Here is a 20,096-nt window from a genome sequence, read left to right on the forward strand (position 1 = left end):
TATGGCAGAAGTAATAGCACATAGTCGTTTTACAGATTTTGATGTAGACCTTTTTAAATCTGGAAAGCACTATCGTTTATATGAGAAATTTGGATCTCATATTACTACTTTAAACGGAGTAGAAGGTGTTTACTTTGCTGTTTGGGCACCAAGTGCTAAAATGGTATCTGTAATCGGAGACTTTAATTTCTGGACAGAAGGAGAACATAAATTGAATGTACGTTGGGATTCTAGCGGTATTTGGGAGGGGTTTATTCCGGGTGTAGGAAAAGGAAGCAAGTACAAATATAAAATCCTTAGCAGTAACAATGATTTAAAAACAGAAAAAGCAGATCCTTACGCAAGGCGTGCAGAACACAATCCGCAAACGGCATCCATTGTTTGGGATGACCACTACAAATGGAAGGATACCAAATGGATGAATAAGCGTAAAAAGAATAACGCTTTAGACGCACCGTTTTCTGTTTACGAAGTTCATTTAGGATCTTGGAAAAAGAAAATTGAAGAAAATCGTTTTATGTCTTATGTAGAGATGGCAGATGAATTGGTCAGCTACGTAAAAGAGATGAATTTTACACATGTAGAATTAATGCCAGTTATGGAGTTTCCTTATGATCCTTCGTGGGGTTATCAGGTTACAGGGTACTTTGCTCCAACATCGCGATTTGGTTATCCTGAAGAGTTCAAATTATTAGTAGATAAGTTTCATCAAAATGATATTGGGATTATTCTCGATTGGGTACCTTCACATTTCCCAGAAGATGCACATGGACTTGGTTTTTTTGACGGTTCAGCGCTTTATGAGCATCCGGATAAAAGAAAAGGCTATCACCAAGATTGGAAGAGTTTAATTTTTAATTATGGCCGTAACGAAGTCAAATCATTTTTAATTAGTAATGCCATATTTTGGTTAGATCAATATCATGCTGATGGTTTTAGAGTAGATGCCGTAGCATCGATGTTATTTTTAGATTACAGTAGAGAAGAAGGAGAATGGGAGCCAAATATGTTTGGTGGACGAGAGAATCTAGAAGCCATGTCATTTTTAAGAGAAATGAATGAAGCGGTGTACTCCGCTTTTCCAGATGTACAAACTATCGCAGAAGAATCGACAGCATTTCCTATGGTTTCTAAACCTGTTTTTATGGGAGGCTTAGGATTTGGAATGAAATGGATGATGGGGTGGATGCACGATACACTAGATTATTTTAGTAAAGAAACGGTGTATAGGCAATTTCACCAAAATGATTTAACGTTCTCAATGACCTATGCGTTTACAGAGAACTTTATGTTGCCGTTAAGTCATGATGAAGTGGTATATGGTAAATCTTCCATTTTAGGAAAAATGCCAGGTGATGAGTGGCAGCGTTTTGCGAATTTAAGATTATTGTACAGTTATATGTTTACGCATCCTGGCACCAATTTATTGTTTCAAGGTTCAGAGTTCGGACAGAGTAGCGAGTGGAATTTTAAAACCAGTCTCGATTGGCATTTATTACAATACGATCCTCATAAAGGAGTGCAAGAATTAGTTAAAGACTTGAATACGCTTTATAAAAACGAACCCGCATTACATCAGAAACAATTTGAAATAGAAGGTTTTGAGTGGATAGATTACGGGGATTCTAAGAATTCTGTATTTACGTATATTAGAAAAGGAAACGCAGAAAAGGACGATGTGATTATTGCTTGTAATATGACGCCTGTTCCTAAAGAAAACTACAAATTAGGTGTACCGAGAAAGGGGAAACTAAAAGAAGTTTTTAATAGTGATTTAAAGAAATACTTTGGAACCGGAGAGTATAATAACAAAGTAAAAACCACAAAAGCCGAAGCTTGGCATTATAGAGATTATTCGATGGAGATTAATATTCCGCCTTTAGGGATGGTTGCTTTTAGGTATGAAAATCGAGTAAAACCTAAAACAAAAACTGTAACTAAAGTTAAGTCTAAAGTAAAGACAGTGGCTAAGCCTAAGAAGGCAACTAAAAAGAGCTAAAGTATCAACAAGCTTTATATGTTAGAAATCAAATAATGTTATTATAGACCTCAAAGTATTAAAACCTTTGAGGTCTATTTTGAATTATGATGATGTAATTTAAATAACACCACTAATAAGTAAGACGCATGGCATCTAGTAGAAGCGCATTTTTATTAAAATATGGTATTCCAAGCATCGCTGTTGTTGTTATTATCATACAGGTGTATTTTGTAAATACACATAATCTTAGTAAATGGAAAGGTGGTGGTTATGGTATGTACACTGAAATCCATTATTTTTATAATCAAATATATATTCCTGGGATGTCAGTTGATTCTTTATTAAAGGATGATCCCAATATGAAATCAACTTTAGGGTATTTAATGTTAATGCCAAATAAAGATAACCTTAACGAAGCAGCCAAACTTGTTCTAAGAACTACAAAAAAAGACAGTATTCATATTCAAATTTGGAAACCGACAATCAATTCAGAAAACGGTGTTCATTCTAGAGCATTGATTGATGAGGTATATATGAAAACCTCAAACCTATGAAATATTGGTCGGACATAAAAGAGACTTTAAGCACAAATATTGAGCTTGCAAGCCAATTGTTGCTTTTAACACTTGGAGTTTATTCTTTCGTTTTGGCAGAAGATAATCGATTATCGAAGGTTCTAGTGATATTTATAGGGCTAATGATATGGTTCTTTTTTCGCAACAAAACAAAACATCCAATTATCTGGCTTATGTTTTTTAGCCTTCTTGTAATCGATCTTTTTCAATCCTATTTTTGGTTAGCAAATCATCATTTTTTGATTGTGCTTATGGTGCTTTCCTTAATATTTTACAGCTATCATAAACGTGAAGACTTTCTATTAAAAAACATTCAGATGCTCTTAGTTGTTGTATTGGTGTCTTCAGCATTTCAAAAACTTATGTCGAGCCAATTTATGAGTGGTGAGTTTTATTATTATGTGTTTAATAGAGGTGGTTTATTTCGATCTTTTCTTAATTTCTCTTCAGAAAGCTTAGAGATCGTTAATAGTAATTCTGAAAGTATTCTAATCTTACAAGACAAAGATCCAAATAGTAACGAGAATATTGTGTTGAAGGACATTGTACCAAATCTTCATGTAATAAGTTTAATCTTTGCTTGGGTTACTATTGTATTCGAATTTATTGTAGCCATTGCTATTTTATGGAAGCCAAAACATAGATGGACGCATTTGTTATTATCATTAATGATTTTGGGTATACTTTGTACAAGGTTAGAAACTGGTTTTATGGCATTGCTAGGCATATGTGGTTTGTTTTTGTGTGGGAATCTTAAATTGAGATTGCTATATGTCACTATTGTGTTAGGCTGTGTCACAATGATGATTACAAAACTCGGGTTTCACTAGATTTTCAATACATTTTCATCAATAGATCAATATAAAATTACTAATAACATAAAAACGAAGACCGAAAACGAAATAGTTAACAACAATTTTTATTATGAAAGGCTAACCCTTTCAAAAGTTTAAATTTTTCCGTTTTTTTGCGGGTGGTTTTGCTTAAAAATTAACTTATGATTGTAAATACTGAATTAGAAAATAAAGGAAATTTATTTCCTTCAAAAATAATTGACTTTAAAAAAGATGTTGATAAGCTGTATTTTACAGCAGATAATGATGTCATATTAGAGTTGACTGTTGTAAGAGATAGTTTACTTCGCTTTAGATATACTACGGTTGGAAATTTTGATAATGATTTTTCTTATGCTATTACTAAATATGCAAGCATAGGTTATAATAAGCTCGAAATAGAAGATAAAAAAGAGTGTTATGAAATAGTTACAACCAAATTAGTTTGTAAGATTTCTAAGGAAGATATGACAGTATCAATCTTTGATGCCATTGATGGTACACTTATTAATCAAGATGAAGGAGGATTTCACTGGGAAGAAAGCTATGAACATGGTGGAAACATCGTAAAGATGAGTAAAGTCTCTAACGATGGCGAAAGTTATTACGGACTTGGAGATAAACCAAACCATCTTAATCTAAAAGGAAAACGTTACGATAATTGGGTAACCGATTCTTATGCGTACGGAAAAGATACAGATCCAATTTATAAAACGATTCCGTTTTATACAGGTTTACATCATGGTAAAGCCTATGGGATTTTCTTTGATAATACATTTAGATCGTCTTTTGATTTTGCACAAGAACGTAGAAATGTTACTAGTTTTTGGGCACAAGGCGGTGAAATGAATTATTACTTTTTCTATGGCCCTAAAATGAGCGATGTTGTAGAGAGTTATACAGATTTAACAGGAAAGCCACATCATTTACCACCACTTTGGGCATTAGGTTTTCACCAGTGTAAATGGAGTTATTATCCAGAAAGCAAAGTAAAGGAGATTACCTCAACGTTTAGAAAATTGCAGATACCTTGTGATGCTATCTATTTGGATATCGATTATATGGAAGGATTTCGTTGCTTCACTTGGAACAAAGAATACTTTCCAGACCCAAAACGTATGGTTAAAGAATTATTGGAGGATGGTTTTAAAACCGTTGCGATTATTGATCCAGGTATAAAAATAGATAAAGACTATTCTGTATTTAAAGAGGCTTTAGAAAAAGATTATTTCTGTAAACGTGCAGATGGTGATTATATGAAAGGTAAAGTGTGGCCTGGGGAATGTTATTTTCCAGATTTTACAAATCCTGAAGTGAGAGATTGGTGGTCTGGATTATTTCAAGAACTCATTGAAGATATTGGTATCAAAGGTGTTTGGAATGATATGAATGAGCCAGCCGTTATGGAAGTGCCAAATAAAACATTCCCAGACGATGTACGTCACGATTACGATGGTAATCCATGTAGTCATAGAAAAGCTCATAATATTTATGGTATGCAGATGGCAAGAGCAACATATCAGGGTTTAAAAAAATATTCATATCCAAAACGTCCTTTTGTGATTACACGTGCAGCGTATTCCGGCACACAACGTTACACATCTACTTGGACAGGAGATAACGTGGCAACTTGGGAGCATCTTTGGATTGCTAACATACAAGCGCAACGTATGGCAATGTCTGGTTTTTCATTTGCTGGTAGTGATATTGGTGGCTTTGCAGAGCAACCACAAGGAGAATTATTTACACGTTGGATTCAGTTAGGGATTTTTCATCCATTTTTTAGAGTGCATTCTTCTGGTGATCATGGAGACCAAGAGCCTTGGGCTTTTGATGAAGATGTAACAGCTATCGTAAAGAAATTTATAGAGATTAGATATCAATTATTGCCGTATTTGTATACTGCATTTTGGAATTATGTAGATCATGGTACTCCATTATTAAAATCGTTGGTGTTATACGATCAAGCTGATGTGCAAACACATTACAGAACAGACGAATTTATTTTTGGAGAACAAATATTAGCATGTCCTGTTTTAGAACCAAATGCTAAGGGTAGAAGAATGTATATTCCTCAAGGGAATTGGTATAACTTCTGGACCGATGACGTTATAAAAGGAGGTAAAGAAATGTGGGTAGATGCTGATATCGATAGTATACCATTTTTTGTAAAAGAAGGTGCAATTATTCCTAAATACCCAATTCAACAATATGTTGGTGAAAAGGAAATTACAGAAATCACATTAGATGTATATTATAAAAACGGTAAGGAAGAAAGTGATCTTTACAGTGATGCTAATGATGGTTTTGATTATACAAAGGGACGTTATAGTTTAAGAAATTTTAAACTTACCGGAAAGACTAATGAGTTAATCATCAATCAACACAAGGAAGGAAAATTTATTACACCTTATGAAACCTTTAATATTCAATTTCATGGTTTACCTTTCGATATTGTAGAGGTGCAATTAGATAATGAAAAGATAGAGCACAAAAGCTTAAGAGTTAATGGTATAGAATCAATTGTAGTAGATAAGAATTTTTCTGAGTTACATATAATAGGAGTGAAGTCAACTTCATAGTGACCAATTCGTTATTTTTGTGTCCTATTATTAGTGCAAAATTTATGTTTGCACGTCAATAATTTTAATTTAAAAAAATTAAGTATGAAATTTAATAAAGTAGTGTTGAGTTTTTTAATAATTGTTGTTATGGTTTCATGTGCAACAAATCCTTTTACAGGAAAAAAAACAATGGCATTTGTTGGTAACGATCAATTATTTCCATCTGCGTTTGCACAATATAATCAAGTATTATCCGAAAGTAAAGTTATAACCGGTACGTCTGATGCCGAAATGATTAAGCGTGTTGGACAGCGAATCTCAGTTGCGGCAGAGCGTTGGTTAATTGCTAATGGCCATCATGGTTATTTGGATGATTACAAATGGGAATATAACCTTATAGAGTCAGAGCAAGTTAATGCTTGGTGTATGCCAGGAGGAAAAATTGCATTCTACACAGGGATTTTACCAATTGCAGAAAATGAAACTGCAATCGCAGCTATTATGGGTCATGAAGTTGTACATGCATTAGCAAACCATGGGCAGCAACGTATGAGTGCGGCATATGTACAGCAAGGTTTAGCTGTTGTGGGTAATGTAGCTTTAGCAAATGATGAACAATCGTTAGGAATTTTTAATCAATCCTTTGGTATCGCTTCTAATGTTGTTGGAATGTTGCCTTTTAGTAGAGCTCATGAGACTGAAGCTGATAAAGTAGGATTAATTATTATGGCAATAGCAGGATATAATCCAGATGAAGCGGCTGAATTATGGAAACGAATGGAAGCAAATAGTGGAGGACAAGCACCACCAGAATTTTTAAGTTCGCACCCAGCGAATGATACAAGAATTAAAAATTTACAAGAGTTAGCACCAGAAGCAAAAGCGGAAGCTAAAAAATTTGGTGTGACATCATTTAGACCAATAAACTAAGATTATAAATATATTTGTTTACTTTAGAAGCTGCTCAATTTGAGCAGCTTTTTTTATGAAACTATTTTACAGATAATGATTTAGTTAAGTTATACTAAGACAAAATCATATTGAATATATACGAGTTAATTAACCGGCATTTATGAGTGAATTTAAAAAAGGAAGTAAAAAACTTCTCAACGCGTGGGCATTTTATGATTGGGCAAATTCAGTTTATACGTTAACTATAGCATCGTCTATATTTCCGATATTTTATTCCGCATTATTTATATCTCAAGTTGATAAGAATGTTGCTGCTTTTGGAATGGTTTTTAAAAGTACAGCATTGATTACTTATGTTACCGCATTCACGTTTTTAATGGTTGCATTTCTATCTCCTATTCTTTCTGGTATTGCGGATTACGTTGGTAATAAAAAGACCTTTATGAAATTCTTTTGCTATGTTGGTAGTGCGGGTTGTATAGGTTTATATTGGTTTAGCATTGAACCAGACAGAATTCATTTTAGTCTATTGTTTTATTTCATGGGATTGATAGGCTATTGGGGAAGTTTGGTGTTTTACAATTCGTATTTGCCAGATATTGCTTATCCAGAACAACAAGATCGTATAAGTGCTAAGGGATTTAGTATGGGGTATGCAGGAAGTGTTTTACTGTTGGTTTTTAACTTAGCGATGGTCATGTATCCTAATTGGTTTGGTTTTGATATTAGCATTTCTAGTACTATTACAGAGCGAGGTATAGATGCAGAAATAGCTGAAGCATTACAAGATGCTAAAAATAAAGCATCTTTTGAAGCGATGCGTATTTCTTTTATTACAGTAGGGTTATGGTGGATTTTATTCAGTCAATATACCTTTTATATCCTTCCTAATGGAGTTAAGAAAGGTGGTAAGGTTACAAAAGATGTCTTGTTTAATGGCTTAAAAGAGTTGAGGCAAGTGTGGATTCAACTAAAGCAGAATTTACGTTTAAAACGCTATCTAGCGGCATTTTTTGTGTTTAGTATGGCAGTGCAAACTATTATGTTAGTTGCCGTTTATTTTGGTGAAGAGGAGATTGCTTGGGGAGATTCTGAGGCAAAAACTTTTGGGTTAATTGTCAGTATTTTAGTAATTCAAATAGTTGCTATATTGGGAGCTTTTTTAACGTCTCGTGCATCATCGAAATTTGGAAATATTAAAACACTTATTGTCATTAATTCCTTATGGATGGCACTTTGTTTCTATGCATACTTTATGGAAACTCCATTTCAGTTTTATATTGCAGCGGGTTTTGTAGGATTGGTTATGGGTGGAGTACAAGCCTTAGCGAGATCTACGTATTCTAAATTTTTACCCGAAACAGAGGATACCACGTCATATTTCAGTTTTTATGATGTCGCAGAAAAAATAGGAATTGTTTTTGGAATGGTCATTTTTGCAACTATAGATCAGGTTACAGGAAGTATGAGGAATGCTATTTTGTTCTTGGTTGTCTTTTTTGTTGCAGGAATTATACTCTTGTTTAGAGTCCCAAAATCAGAATTGGAAAATAAATCGTAAATTTATCATGCTATGATAAATAAAATACCAGTCCTATATTCACTTATAGTACTCACCTTGTTGGTTAGTTGTGATAACGAAACTTTTGAAGGAAAGTCTATGGTTGATAACAATTCTTGTCAGTTGGCAATGCAGTCTAGTGCTACTGCTTTGGAAAACTTAAACTCCGCAACCACAACTAGTTTTAGCCTTTTATGCCAAGTTTATAAAGATGCTTTACAGTATCAGATTGATGTTTGTGGTGATACCAATAGTATATTACAGCTTACAATAAATAGTTTAGGTGATTGTGCTGTGTCGGATGGACTTTGTGAAGAAGCTACGGCCTCCTCGCAATTAGCACAAAACAGTTATAACTCAGCCAATAGTAGTAATTTTGAGGAATTATGTAATGCTTATAAAAATGCACTAAACAATCAAATTGAGGTCTGTGGAGACAATGGATCATTGCAAATTATAATCGATAGCTTAGGGGATTGTGAACTCTCTACTGTAGAAACGACGGGCTCATGGAAATTGGTAAATTGGAATACAGATTTATTTCGAGATATAAATAACGATGGAATAGAAACAGGCTTCTACCTAGATGAAATAGACTGTTATAATAATGAAACGATAACGTTCAATCCAGATGGGACTGGTACGTTCTTTTTTAGATCAAAAGCTAATATTACATACACACCAGTTGAAGGATCTGATACGGATGTTGATTTCTCTGTAGAATGTATTGAAATTAGTGAAGACAATTCCTTTAATTGGATACAAATTGGAAATTCAGTTAATATTACCATGCTAGATGGTGAGATTATAAACTACTTTAGAAATGGTAATTCGCTATTTGTCGCTTTTAATGATGGTTTTTTTGCAGCAAGCACTGTAGAAGGTGGTCCAAATATTTCTGAACGTGTTACGTATGTTTATGTAAAATTATGATGGTTAAATAGTTAAAGCACACAAGCTAATGTTTGATTTTTAATCAAAGAAAGGACAAGCAAATGCTTGTCCTTTTCTATAAAAATTATAATTATAAATTTTAATTGCTAACACTACCAGACCCTGAGATATTGGTATTCTTTTTTGTGGGTTTTCCTGAATATTTTAAATCACCAGAACCTGCTATTGCTACATTGAGTTCACCGTTACAAACCACAGATATATCTCCAGAACCCGCAATTTTAGCGTCTACATTCGTGCTTTTTAAAGCATCCCCATCAAAATCACCAGAGCCCGCTACAACGGTTGTTAGATTACTCGTTACTCCTTTAAGCTTAATATCACCAGAACCGGCTATTTTGCTTTCTATCTCTTCCGCATCAATAGTTAAATTAATATCTCCAGAACCAGCTAAAGCCACTTTAAATGTATCTGCTTTTATGGTACCAGAATTTTCAACGTCACCAGATCCTGCTAGAGACACAGAACTAATAGATTCATAAGGTATAGTGATGACGATGGTTTCGCTAGGTTTTAAATTATACCCATCTTTAATTTTAATGTGGAGCGAATTACTTTTAACTTCAGTAACGATATAGTCCATTAAATTAGAATCTCCTTTAATTGAAATATTGCCTTCTGTACCTTTAACTAGTTTAAAGTCCATAGATCCTGAGGCTTTTATGTCATCATAAGAATCTGTAGAAACGGTTGTTGTGGTAATGTTGCCATCTCCTTTAATTTTTTTAGATTTTCCCCACTGTGCAGAAGCTAATGTAGTACTTAAAAGAAGCGTTAAGATTGTAATTGATTTTAATAGTTTCATAAGTTTTTGATTTTAATTGATTGATGTAATATTTATTTTCTTAATTGTTTTTAAAAGTGATGCTACCATATTCAGATTTTATAAGTACTGAATTGTTGGAATTTGGAGTGCCGTGATAGCCAATGTATTTCTTTCCAAAGTTGTCTGTATTTTTTTCTGTAAAATTGAAACCATCGGATTCTCTTAGCGACCCAAAGTCAATATCAATATTAAAATCGAAATTGTAATCACTATCAATTCCGATAGTAATACCAACAAATTCAGTATCAATATCTAATTTTTTAGTGTTTGGAGTTAAGCGGTCAATTTTTATAGAACCATAATCGGCCCTTATTTTTGCTGTTTTATAAATGGTGCCAAGTCTTAAGGATAAATAATCACCTTTTCCGTCTAAGTTGTTGATGCTGTTTATTTTGAGAGAGCCATAGTCACATTCATAGACAACATTTTCAGCAATTTCAATTACGGATGTGGTATAATCTGCTTCTAAGTTTAAATCTTTAGCTTTTGCAACTGTAAATTCGCTATAATCTGCTTCAATGGTTCCGTTGTTTATATATTCAAAATAACTGTTTCTAGTGTAATCTAAGTGTAGTGAATTAGATTTACCCATGAGTTCTTTAGTAGTTACTTTTCCATAATCACATTTTATATAGGCGTTGCCTTCAAGCTTGTCTAAATTTATATAGCCATAATCGTTAAACAAACTAACATGATTTGTAATGGGCATTTTAACCACGTAATTCACTTCTATTTTTACATTGTTGCCTAATTTCTTATTCCACCAAGAGGTATCCCAACTATTACCATCAATTGCTGTAATTGCAGAAACTTTATGAGGTGCAGATTGAAAAGCAACATCTAATTCGTTCAATTTTTCATTGACTTTACTTTCATTATTACCTTCTACTTTTATGATGACTTGGATATCAATGCGGTTTTCGCTCCATGTGATGATATCAATATTCCCATAACGATTGGTAATGTTAAATGTAGCGTCAGCATTGACATTAAAAGATTTTTTAATGGTTTTCTGTTTTTCGTGCTTTACGACTTTTGGTGTCTCATTTGATGCCGAGATAACGGTTGGCATCAGTAATAAAAGAAAGCATATGTTATAAAATATTTTCATTTGAATTGGATTTGAATTGTTTAACGATTTCAATTTGTTCTAATACGGTATTTAAAATATCTATTCTAGTTTGAAAGTTGGAAATCATCGCATAAATAACACGCTGGTTTTTTCCGCTTTCGGTTAAATCTGTTTTTAATTTTTTGTAATCAGTTTCTAAAAGTTGAATTTGGACTAATGCATCATTAATAATTTGTTCAGTTAATGGCGAACGTTCTTTATTAAGTCGCTTTAATTCACTTTCAATGGTAATCGTGAAAAAGTCTTGTGTTTCGGACATTTCTGGAGATACGCTTGCTAAATCTAAATCTTCAGGCTGTTGTTGTTGTAATGTTGTAAATAGCCCGAAACAAATAACGATAGAAGCGGCAATAGCTAAAAAAGGTTTCCAGTTAAACCCAGATTGTTTTTTGGTTTCAGTTGCACCGGAGTCTTCAGCTTTCAGTTTGTCTAAAAAGCGTTGCTCATGATTATTGTGAGGTGTTTCAATATTAAATTCACCTTTTAAATCATCAAATAAGCGTTCTAAATTATCGTCTATCATAATTAATTTAGTATTAATTTTTTGCGTAAACTATCTTTTGCTCTCGATATTAAGGTTCTACAATTGGCATAAGAAATGTTCATAATCTCACAGATTTCTTCGTAATCGTAACCTTCAATTAGATGTAATGATAAGCCCAAACTGTAATTTGGTTTTAAGGTTTTCATAGTGTCTAAAATCAGTTTTACTTTTTCGTTATTTTGTTCATTTTCATTAATGCCGTTATCGTCTTCAACTTTATAGATCACACTATCTAAAGGCACTTCATTTTGCTTTACCGCTTTGTTATAATAGCCAATGCTGTTGTTCACAACAATACGTTTTAACCATGCGCCAAATAAATTAGTGTCTTGTAGCGTGTCTAGTTTTGTAAAAGCCGTTAAAAACGACTCCTGCATAATGTCCTCAGCTTTAAAAGAATCCTTTACAATTCTAATGGCTGTGTTATACATAGCTTTATTATATCTGTTGTAAATTTCCAACTGTGCACGTTGGTTTCCAGATTGACAAAGCTGTAATAACTGTTCGATATTTTGATTGGTTGATTTCAAAAAAACAATTGCTTTTACTTATAGAGCGCTACTTTTATGTATTGTTACAGTTCATATGAAAAAAAATTATACGGATATAAAGGTAATGGCATAACAATTGAAATTACAGTAGTGTGAATAACTTTGAATATCTTCTAATGTTTTGATATTCAGTATGAAGTTAATTATTAATACATTTAAAATAATGTTGTTCTGTTCATTATAATGACAGAATGGCTCAAAAATATATATGGCAAAATCAAATTTTTTAAACTTAGACAATCTGTCATTTCAGGATTTTGATGAGAATTCAGAATTAATTCCATTAATGACTCCAGAAGATGAAGAATTAATAAACAACGAATCGTTACCAGAATCGTTACCAATTTTACCCTTAAGAAATACCGTTTTATTTCCAGGTGTGGTCATTCCGATTACAGCAGGTAGAGATGCATCTATTAAACTAATTAATGATGCGAATAAAGGCGGAAAAGTAATCGGAGTGGTATCTCAGAAGGACGAATCTGTTGAAAATCCAACAGCAAAAGACATCTATAAAACAGGTACTGTTGCCCGAATCTTAAAAGTGCTAAAAATGCCAGATGGTAACACAACTGTTATTATACAAGGTAAAAAACGATTTGCTATCAATGAAGTGATTTCAGAAAAGCCTTATTTAACGGCTACAATTTCTGATATTCCTGAAGCAAAACCAGCGAAAGAAAATGAGGAGTTTAGAGCCATTATAGATTCTATTAAGGATTTATCTTTAGACATCATTAAAGAAAGTCCGAACATTCCTTCTGAAGCAAGTTTTGCGATTAAAAATATTGAAAGCGATTCGTTCTTAGTCAACTTTGTATCGTCTAATATGAATCTTAAAGTAGAAGAGAAGCAAGAATTGTTAAAGATTAATGATCTTAAAGAACGTGCGCTTCAAACTTTAAAGTTCATGAATCTTGAGTTTCAAAAATTGGAGCTTAAGAATGATATTCAGAATAAGGTTCAGAGTGATATGAACCAACAACAACGTGAGTATTTCTTACATCAGCAAATGAAAACCATTCAAGAAGAATTGGGTGGAGGAGTATCTTCAGGTGAAGAGATTGAAGATATGCGTGCACGTGCTAAGAAAAAGAAATGGTACGATAAAGTAAAAGAACATTTTGATAAGGAGTTGGCTAAAATGCAGCGCATGAATCCTCAGGTGGCTGAGTATTCTATTCAACGTAATTATTTAGATCTCTTTTTAGATTTACCATGGAATGAGTTTAGCAAGGATAAATTCGATTTAAAGCGCGCGCAGAAAATCTTAGACCGTGATCATTTCGGACTAGAAGATGTAAAGAAAAGAATCATTGAATATTTAGCGGTTTTAAAACTTCGTAACGATATGAAGTCCCCAATCCTATGTCTTTATGGGCCTCCAGGTGTTGGTAAAACGTCTTTGGGTAAATCTATTGCTGAAGCTTTAGGAAGAGAATATGTAAGAATTTCATTGGGTGGTTTACGTGATGAAGCAGAAATCCGTGGTCATAGAAAAACCTATATTGGTGCTATGCCAGGACGAATTATTCAAAGTTTAAAGAAAGCTGGTACGTCGAATCCTGTATTTGTATTAGATGAAATAGATAAATTATCTACAGGTAGCCAAGGTGATCCGTCGTCTGCGATGTTAGAAGTGTTAGATCCTGAGCAAAACAATGAGTTTTACGATAATTTCCTAGAAATGGGGTATGACTTATCTAAAGTGATGTTTATTGCGACGTCTAATAGCATGAATACCATTCAGCCAGCATTAAGAGACCGAATGGAAATCATTAATGTTACAGGATATACTATTGAAGAAAAAGTAGAGATTGCTAAACGTCATTTATTACCAAAGCAATTAAAAGAACACGGTTTAGATGATAAAGCTTTAAAAATAGCAAAGCCACAACTCGAAAAAATAGTTGAAGGGTATACACGCGAATCTGGTGTTAGGGGCTTAGAAAAACAAATTGCAAAAATGGTACGTTATGCAGCCAAAAATATTGCAATGGAAGAGGAGTATAACATCAAGATTTCTAATGAAGATGTTATTGAAATTCTAGGAAGCCCAAGAATGGAGCGCGACAAATACGAAAACAATGATGTTGCCGGAGTTGTTACAGGTCTAGCTTGGACAAGTGTTGGTGGGGATATTTTATTTATAGAATCTATACTATCAAAAGGAAAAGGAACCTTATCTATTACAGGAAACTTAGGTAAAGTAATGAAGGAATCTGCCACTATTGCCATGGAATACATTAAGGCAAATGCAGATGAATTTGGTATTGATCCAGAGGTTTTCGGAAAATATAATGTACACATTCACGTGCCAGAAGGAGCAACTCCAAAAGATGGTCCAAGTGCAGGTGTTACTATGTTAACTTCTTTAGTATCTTTGTTTACACAACGTAAAGTTAAAAAGAGCTTAGCGATGACAGGCGAAATTACGTTAAGAGGTAAAGTGTTACCTGTTGGTGGTATCAAAGAAAAAATCTTAGCAGCGAAACGTGCTCGTATTAAAGAGATTTTACTTTGTGAAGATAACCGAAGAGACATTGAGGAAATTAAACCAGAATATTTAAAAGGTTTAACGTTCCACTATGTTAAGGATATGAGTGATGTTTTAAAACTAGCACTTACAAAGCAAAAAGTAAATAATGCAAAAAAGCTTTAAACTAATATTGACATTTTTAATAAGTTTTACTTCGTTAATGAGTGCATTTGCTCAAGACGAAGTAAAATTTAAAGATGTTATATTAGATGGAAAGCCTGCAAAATTAAATATAGTTACAGGGGAGATTACCCTTGTGAAATTAGAAGATAACGTGGTTGAGACCAAAATAGATTCGGTGCAAACACAACCTATATTGGTTACTGATTCTAGGACCATTAAGGCGTCGAAGCCTACAGATGTTGATTCTGATAATGATTCTGATTTTCATATTGTTAAAGAAGGGGACAATCTATTTCAATTATCTATTAAGTATAAGTCGAGTTTAGGAGAATTGCAAAAAGCCAATAATTTAGAGACAACGCTCATAAAAAAAGGACAAAAATTAAGAGTACGAAACTTTGATAAAGTTAATGTCGACGAAAACCATTTGGTTTGGGTTGTTAAAAAAGGTGATAATTTATATAAAATTGCCATCGAAAAAGGAACAACGGTTAAAGCACTTAAACGCATTAATGACTTAAAGAGTGATGTGATTAAAATCGGTCAAAAGTTGCAATTAAAATAGAAAAGAACAACACTCAAAAAATAAAAAAATCATATCATCGTTTTAAGATAGATTTAGTTATTTTGCAAAATCTATGATTAAGAGGATTACCACCTTATTTTTAATGCTTTTAACACTGCCAATGTTTGCACAATTGGGTGGTGAAGCGACCTATCAGTTTCTTAATCTAGTATCCTCACCGAGACAAGCTGCCTTAGGCGGAAAAATAATTACCAATTTTGATCATGATGTAACGGAAGCACTTTATAATCCTGCGTCTATTAATTATAAAATGAGCAATCAATTGGCCGTAAATTATTCTAGCTATTTAGGAGGTATAAGCTACGGAACTGCTGCCTATGCCTATACTTGGGATAGACATGTGCAAACCTTTCATTTTGGCGTTACCTATATTAATTACGGTTCCTTTGATGGGTATGATTTAAGTGGAAATTCTACAGGAACATTCACTGGTAACGAAACAGCCATATCTGCTGGATATAATTATAAAATTCCATATACTGATTTTTACGTCGGAGCTAATGTTAAAGTCATTACATCGGCTTTAGAGCAGTATAACTCCATAGGTGGAGCACTAGATTTTGGTGCTATGTATATTAATGAAAAACTCGATTTTCATGCCGCATTAACGATTAGAAATGTAGGAACTCAGTTTTCAACTTACGCCGGACAAAAAGAACCATTACCACTAGAAGTTAATTTTGGAATGTCTCAAACCCTAGAAAACGTGCCATTGCGCTGGCACCTCACTTTAGAGAATTTACAAAAATGGCCTATAGGAGTCTCCAATCCTGCTAGAGTCACTACGGATTTAGACGGTAATCAAACCGAAGAAAAAGTTGGGTTTTTAAATAAAGGATTACGTCATTTAATTTTAGGAGCAGAGTTATTTCCAGAAGGAGGTTTTAATGTGCGTTTGGGTTATAATTTTAGACGTGCAGAGGAACTACGAATTGAGGATCAAAGAAATTTTTCTGGTCTTTCTGTTGGTATCGGAATTAAGTTGAATAAAATGCGTTTTAATTATACGCATGCAAGATATACAGGAGCTTCAAATACTAGCTTTTTTGGACTTCAAATAGATTTAGATGGTCGAAGACGATAAATTAAATAAAACAACATTGAACAAAATCATTATTGCTATAGACGGGTTTTCATCCACAGGAAAAAGTACAGTTGCTAAGCAGCTCGCCAAAAATCTAAATTATATTTATGTAGATACAGGCGCGATGTATAGAGCTGTGGCTTATTTTGCTTTAGAACACGACTTAATAGGCGATGATTTTTTTAAAGAGGACGCTTTAGTCAATAGACTTGAAGATATTAGTATTAATTTTAAGTTTAATATAGAGGCCGGTTTTGCGGAAGTTTATTTAAACGGAAAAAATATTGAATCCGCTATTAGAACCCTTAGAGTTTCAAAGTTTGTGAGTCCTGTGGCAACCTTATCTGCTGTAAGACGAAAGTTAGTTGAGCAACAACAGCTCATGGGAAAAGATAAAGGTATCGTAATGGATGGAAGAGATATTGGAACCGTTGTTTTTCCTGAAGCAGAATTAAAAATCTTTATGACCGCCTCAGCAGAGACTAGAGCCAAACGTCGTTACAAAGAATTACTAGATCGTGGTCATAATTTAAGTTATGATGATGTTCTAGAAAATGTAACGACAAGAGATCACATAGATTCTACACGAGAAGATTCTCCTTTAATAAAAGCAGAGGATGCTATTGAAATTGACAACTCTGATTTGACGATAGAAGAGCAGTTGGAAACTATTGTTGGTTTGGCTAATCGGTTAATTATATAATAAAAAAAGCGACCAGTTGGTCGCTTTTTTTATTTTATAAGAATTTAATTAAAGATTAGGAATAATTAATTCTTGATCTGGATGAATCATATCAGGATTCTTTAAAATATCCGAATTCGCAGCAAAGATGTCTTTGTACTTCATCGCATCACCATAATAATGCTTTGCAATTTTCCCTAAAGTTTCACCAGAAGCAACGGTATGTCTTGCATACACAGATTCGTCTGCAACTTTAATATCTGCCATAATATCTGAAGGGTTGTCGCCCCCAGTTGCTTTTATTTTGTCCCAAAGTAAGTTCTTTTCGTATTGCGTTGCAGCAGTTCCTACTACTTTTAATACTCCATTTTCTTCAGTAACATTTCCGTCTTGAATGTTCAATTGTTCTCCTAAATCTAATACATCTTGATATTTAGCTCTAACCATTTTTTTTGTTTTTAAATATTAATACTCTCGTAAAGATACCAATTTATATGCTAAATTTTATGATTCAAAAGCATCATTTCGATATCCACATATATTGGACACAAGGTTAAAATAAAAGTCACATGATTTAGTGTTTGGTTATCAGAATAATATATAGTACTTTTGCACTCCTTTTTAGCGATGTTAAGAAAGTAGTAAAGGGACAAACAAATTTAATAATAACTTCTGTAGATTTTTCGCTAATCTTTCATAAGATACAGAATACAAATTTTAATTCAGCACACATGTCTGAAAAAGAAACAAATCAAGCTGAAGTTGAAGCAACTGAAGCAGTACAAGCTCCAGTAATTTCTGAAGCTCAGTCAAATCCAGAAAAATTCTTAAAAGAGTTCGATTGGCACAATTACGAAGAAGGAATTGAGCAAGTTGCGGACACTAAATTAGAAGAATTTGAAAAATTAGTATCAGAAAATTTCGTTGACACTTTAGATGACGAAGTTGTAGAAGGTACTGTTATCACAATCACAGATCGTGATGCAATTATTGATATTAACGCTAAATCTGAAGGTGTAATTTCTCTTAATGAGTTCCGTTACAATCCAAACTTAGCTGTTGGTGACAAAGTTGAAGTATTAATTGATGTGCGTGAAGATGCAACTGGTCAATTAGTATTATCTCACAGAAAAGCGAGAGTAATCAAAGCATGGGATCGTGTAAACAATGCACATGATACTGGCGAAATCGTTAACGGTTTTGTAAAATGTAGAACTAAAGGTGGTATGATTGTAGACGTATTTGGTATAGAAGCTTTCTTACCAGGTTCTCAAATCGATGTGAAGCCTATTAGAGATTACGATCAGTATGTAAATAAAACTATGGAATTTAAAGTTGTGAAAATCAACCACGAATTCAAAAACATAGTAGTTTCTCATAAAGCTCTTATTGAAGCTGATATTGAAGAACAAAAGAAAGAAATCATTGGTCAACTAGAAAAAGGACAAGTATTAGAAGGTATTGTGAAGAACATTACTTCTTATGGTGTGTTTATCGATTTAGGTGGTGTAGATGGTTTAGTTCATATTACAGATTTATCTTGGTCACGTATTAACCATCCAAATGAGATTGTTGAGTTAGATCAGAAATTAAATGTTGTAATCCTTGATTTTGATGAAAACAAATCAAGAATCCAATTAGGTCTTAAGCAATTATCTAAGCATCCTTGGGAAGCTTTAGGAGAAGGTGTGAAAGTTGGAGATAAAGTAAAAGGTAAAGTAGTAGTTATCGCTGATTACGGTGCTTTTGTTGAAGTAGAAGAAGGTGTAGAAGGCTTAGTTCACGTAAGTGAAATGTCTTGGTCTACGCATTTACGTTCTGCTCAAGATTTCGTATCTGTTGGAGATGAAATCGATGCTGTTATCTTAACTTTAGATAGAGAAGACAGAAAAATGTCTCTTGGTATTAAGCAATTAACACCAGATCCATGGACTGATATCACTACTAAGTACCCTGTAGGTTCTAAGCATTCAGGTATTGTACGTAACTTTACAAACTTTGGTGTTTTTGTTGAATTAGAAGAAGGTATCGACGGATTAATTTATATCTCAGATTTATCTTGGACTAAGAAAATTAAGCATCCATCTGAATTCTGTAATGTAGGTGATACTTTAGACGTAGTTGTATTAGAGTTAGATGTTGATGGACGTAAATTATCTTTAGGTCATAAACAAACTACTGAGAACCCTTGGGACAAGTATGAAACTGAATTCGCTTTAGATACAGTTCATAAAGCAGCTATCACAGAGATGGTTGATAAAGGAGCAACAATTGATTTTAACGAAGATATCGTTGCCTTTGTACCAGCACGTCATTTAGAGAAAGAAGATGGTTCTAAACTTAATAAAGGTGAAGAAGCAGAATTCAAGATCATTGAATTTAATAAAGAATTCAAACGTGTTGTAGCATCTCATACAGCAGTATTTAGAGAAGAAGAAGCTAAAATCGTTAAGCAAGCTGTTAGAAAACAGGAAGCTCAAGCGGCAGAAGCTAAACCAACTTTAGGTGATGCAAATGATGCTTTACAAGCTCTTAAAGATAAAATGGACGGGAAGAAATAATAAATTCCAGCGAAAGCGGGAATCTCATCCTATATATTATAAAGCCTTTCGATTTTCGAGAGGCTTTTTTTATTCAATATATGATTTT

17 protein-coding genes are annotated in these 20,096 nt (G+C 33.4%); 12 read left to right on the plus strand and 5 right to left on the minus strand.

Annotated features, from left to right (window positions below; all coding sequences use genetic code 11):
* Position 1: 1 nt before the first annotated feature.
* The 7 genes from glgB (at position 2) to BLT80_RS16035 (ending at position 9,359) form a co-directional block, all read left to right on the plus strand.
* On the plus strand, positions 2–1,999 hold the full coding sequence (gene glgB / locus BLT80_RS16005; RefSeq protein WP_092469814.1) for a 1,4-alpha-glucan branching protein GlgB: 1,998 nt from the start codon (positions 2–4) through the stop codon (positions 1,997–1,999).
* Between the two features lie 128 nt (positions 2,000–2,127).
* The gene (locus BLT80_RS16010; protein WP_092469816.1) at positions 2,128–2,535 is read left to right on the plus strand and encodes a hypothetical protein; all 408 of its coding nucleotides are present in this window, start codon (positions 2,128–2,130) and stop codon (positions 2,533–2,535) included.
* Between the two features lie 338 nt (positions 2,536–2,873).
* A complete protein-coding gene (locus BLT80_RS16015; RefSeq protein WP_175455631.1) occupies positions 2,874–3,386 on the plus strand; it encodes a hypothetical protein in 513 nt (170 codons plus the stop codon).
* A 167-nt stretch (positions 3,387–3,553) separates the two neighbouring features.
* Positions 3,554–5,971 (plus strand): glycoside hydrolase family 31 protein, encoded by a 2,418-nt coding sequence (locus BLT80_RS16020; RefSeq protein WP_092469819.1) that lies wholly within the window; start codon positions 3,554–3,556, stop codon positions 5,969–5,971.
* An 84-nt stretch (positions 5,972–6,055) separates the two neighbouring features.
* Positions 6,056–6,883: a M48 family metallopeptidase gene (locus BLT80_RS16025; RefSeq protein WP_092469821.1), complete on the plus strand. Its 828-nt coding sequence runs from the start codon at positions 6,056–6,058 to the stop codon at positions 6,881–6,883.
* A 142-nt stretch (positions 6,884–7,025) separates the two neighbouring features.
* Entirely contained in the window at positions 7,026–8,426 is a 1,401-nt protein-coding gene (locus BLT80_RS16030; RefSeq protein ID WP_092469823.1) for an MFS transporter, read from the plus strand.
* 12 nt (positions 8,427–8,438) lie between these two features.
* The gene (locus BLT80_RS16035) at positions 8,439–9,359 is read left to right on the plus strand and encodes a hypothetical protein (protein ID WP_139181088.1); all 921 of its coding nucleotides are present in this window, start codon (positions 8,439–8,441) and stop codon (positions 9,357–9,359) included.
* A gap of 100 nt (positions 9,360–9,459) precedes the next feature.
* On the opposite strand, the gene BLT80_RS16040 is transcribed toward BLT80_RS16035, so the two are convergent.
* Genes BLT80_RS16040 through BLT80_RS16055 form a run of 4 tightly spaced genes read right to left on the minus strand, consistent with a single transcriptional unit; the run spans position 9,460 to position 12,412 of the window.
* Positions 9,460–10,185: a head GIN domain-containing protein gene (locus BLT80_RS16040; protein ID WP_092469827.1), complete on the minus strand. Its 726-nt coding sequence runs from the start codon at positions 10,183–10,185 to the stop codon at positions 9,460–9,462.
* A 40-nt stretch (positions 10,186–10,225) separates the two neighbouring features.
* Positions 10,226–11,317 carry a hypothetical protein gene (locus BLT80_RS16045; RefSeq protein WP_092469829.1) on the minus strand — a complete coding sequence of 364 codons (1,092 nt, stop codon included), beginning with the start codon at positions 11,315–11,317 and terminating at the stop codon, positions 10,226–10,228.
* A complete protein-coding gene (locus tag BLT80_RS16050; protein ID WP_092469831.1) occupies positions 11,301–11,861 on the minus strand; it encodes a hypothetical protein in 561 nt (186 codons plus the stop codon). Before BLT80_RS16050 ends, BLT80_RS16045 begins: the two co-directional genes overlap by 17 nt.
* 2 nt (positions 11,862–11,863) lie before the next feature.
* Positions 11,864–12,412: an RNA polymerase sigma factor gene (locus tag BLT80_RS16055; protein ID WP_092469833.1), complete on the minus strand. Its 549-nt coding sequence runs from the start codon at positions 12,410–12,412 to the stop codon at positions 11,864–11,866.
* Positions 12,413–12,641: 229 nt separating this feature from the next.
* Here BLT80_RS16055 and lon point away from each other — a divergent pair, with 229 nt between their 5' ends.
* From lon to cmk, 4 genes are all read left to right on the plus strand, one after another.
* Entirely contained in the window at positions 12,642–15,095 is a 2,454-nt protein-coding gene (gene lon / locus BLT80_RS16060) for an endopeptidase La (RefSeq protein ID WP_092469835.1), read from the plus strand.
* Between the two features lie 37 nt (positions 15,096–15,132).
* The gene (locus BLT80_RS16065) at positions 15,133–15,660 is read left to right on the plus strand and encodes a LysM peptidoglycan-binding domain-containing protein (RefSeq protein WP_175455632.1); all 528 of its coding nucleotides are present in this window, start codon (positions 15,133–15,135) and stop codon (positions 15,658–15,660) included.
* A 73-nt stretch (positions 15,661–15,733) separates the two neighbouring features.
* Positions 15,734–16,765: a type IX secretion system protein PorQ gene (gene porQ / locus BLT80_RS16070; RefSeq protein ID WP_092469839.1), complete on the plus strand. Its 1,032-nt coding sequence runs from the start codon at positions 15,734–15,736 to the stop codon at positions 16,763–16,765.
* A 16-nt stretch (positions 16,766–16,781) separates the two neighbouring features.
* Positions 16,782–17,468 (plus strand): (d)CMP kinase, encoded by a 687-nt coding sequence (gene cmk / locus BLT80_RS16075; RefSeq protein ID WP_092469965.1) that lies wholly within the window; start codon positions 16,782–16,784, stop codon positions 17,466–17,468.
* 48 nt (positions 17,469–17,516) lie between these two features.
* Here cmk and BLT80_RS16080 read toward each other — a convergent pair whose 3' ends face one another.
* Complete coding sequence (locus BLT80_RS16080; RefSeq protein WP_092469841.1) at positions 17,517–17,894, minus strand: LysM peptidoglycan-binding domain-containing protein; 378 nt, start codon at positions 17,892–17,894, stop codon at positions 17,517–17,519.
* Positions 17,895–18,178: 284 nt separating this feature from the next.
* Between BLT80_RS16080 and rpsA the strand changes: the two genes are divergently transcribed.
* Positions 18,179–20,008: a 30S ribosomal protein S1 gene (rpsA, locus tag BLT80_RS16085; RefSeq protein ID WP_092469843.1), complete on the plus strand. Its 1,830-nt coding sequence runs from the start codon at positions 18,179–18,181 to the stop codon at positions 20,006–20,008.
* Positions 20,009–20,096 lie beyond the last annotated feature (88 nt).

Source organism: Winogradskyella thalassocola (assembly GCF_900099995.1).
Taxonomy (GTDB): Bacteria; Bacteroidota; Bacteroidia; order Flavobacteriales; family Flavobacteriaceae; genus Winogradskyella; species Winogradskyella thalassocola.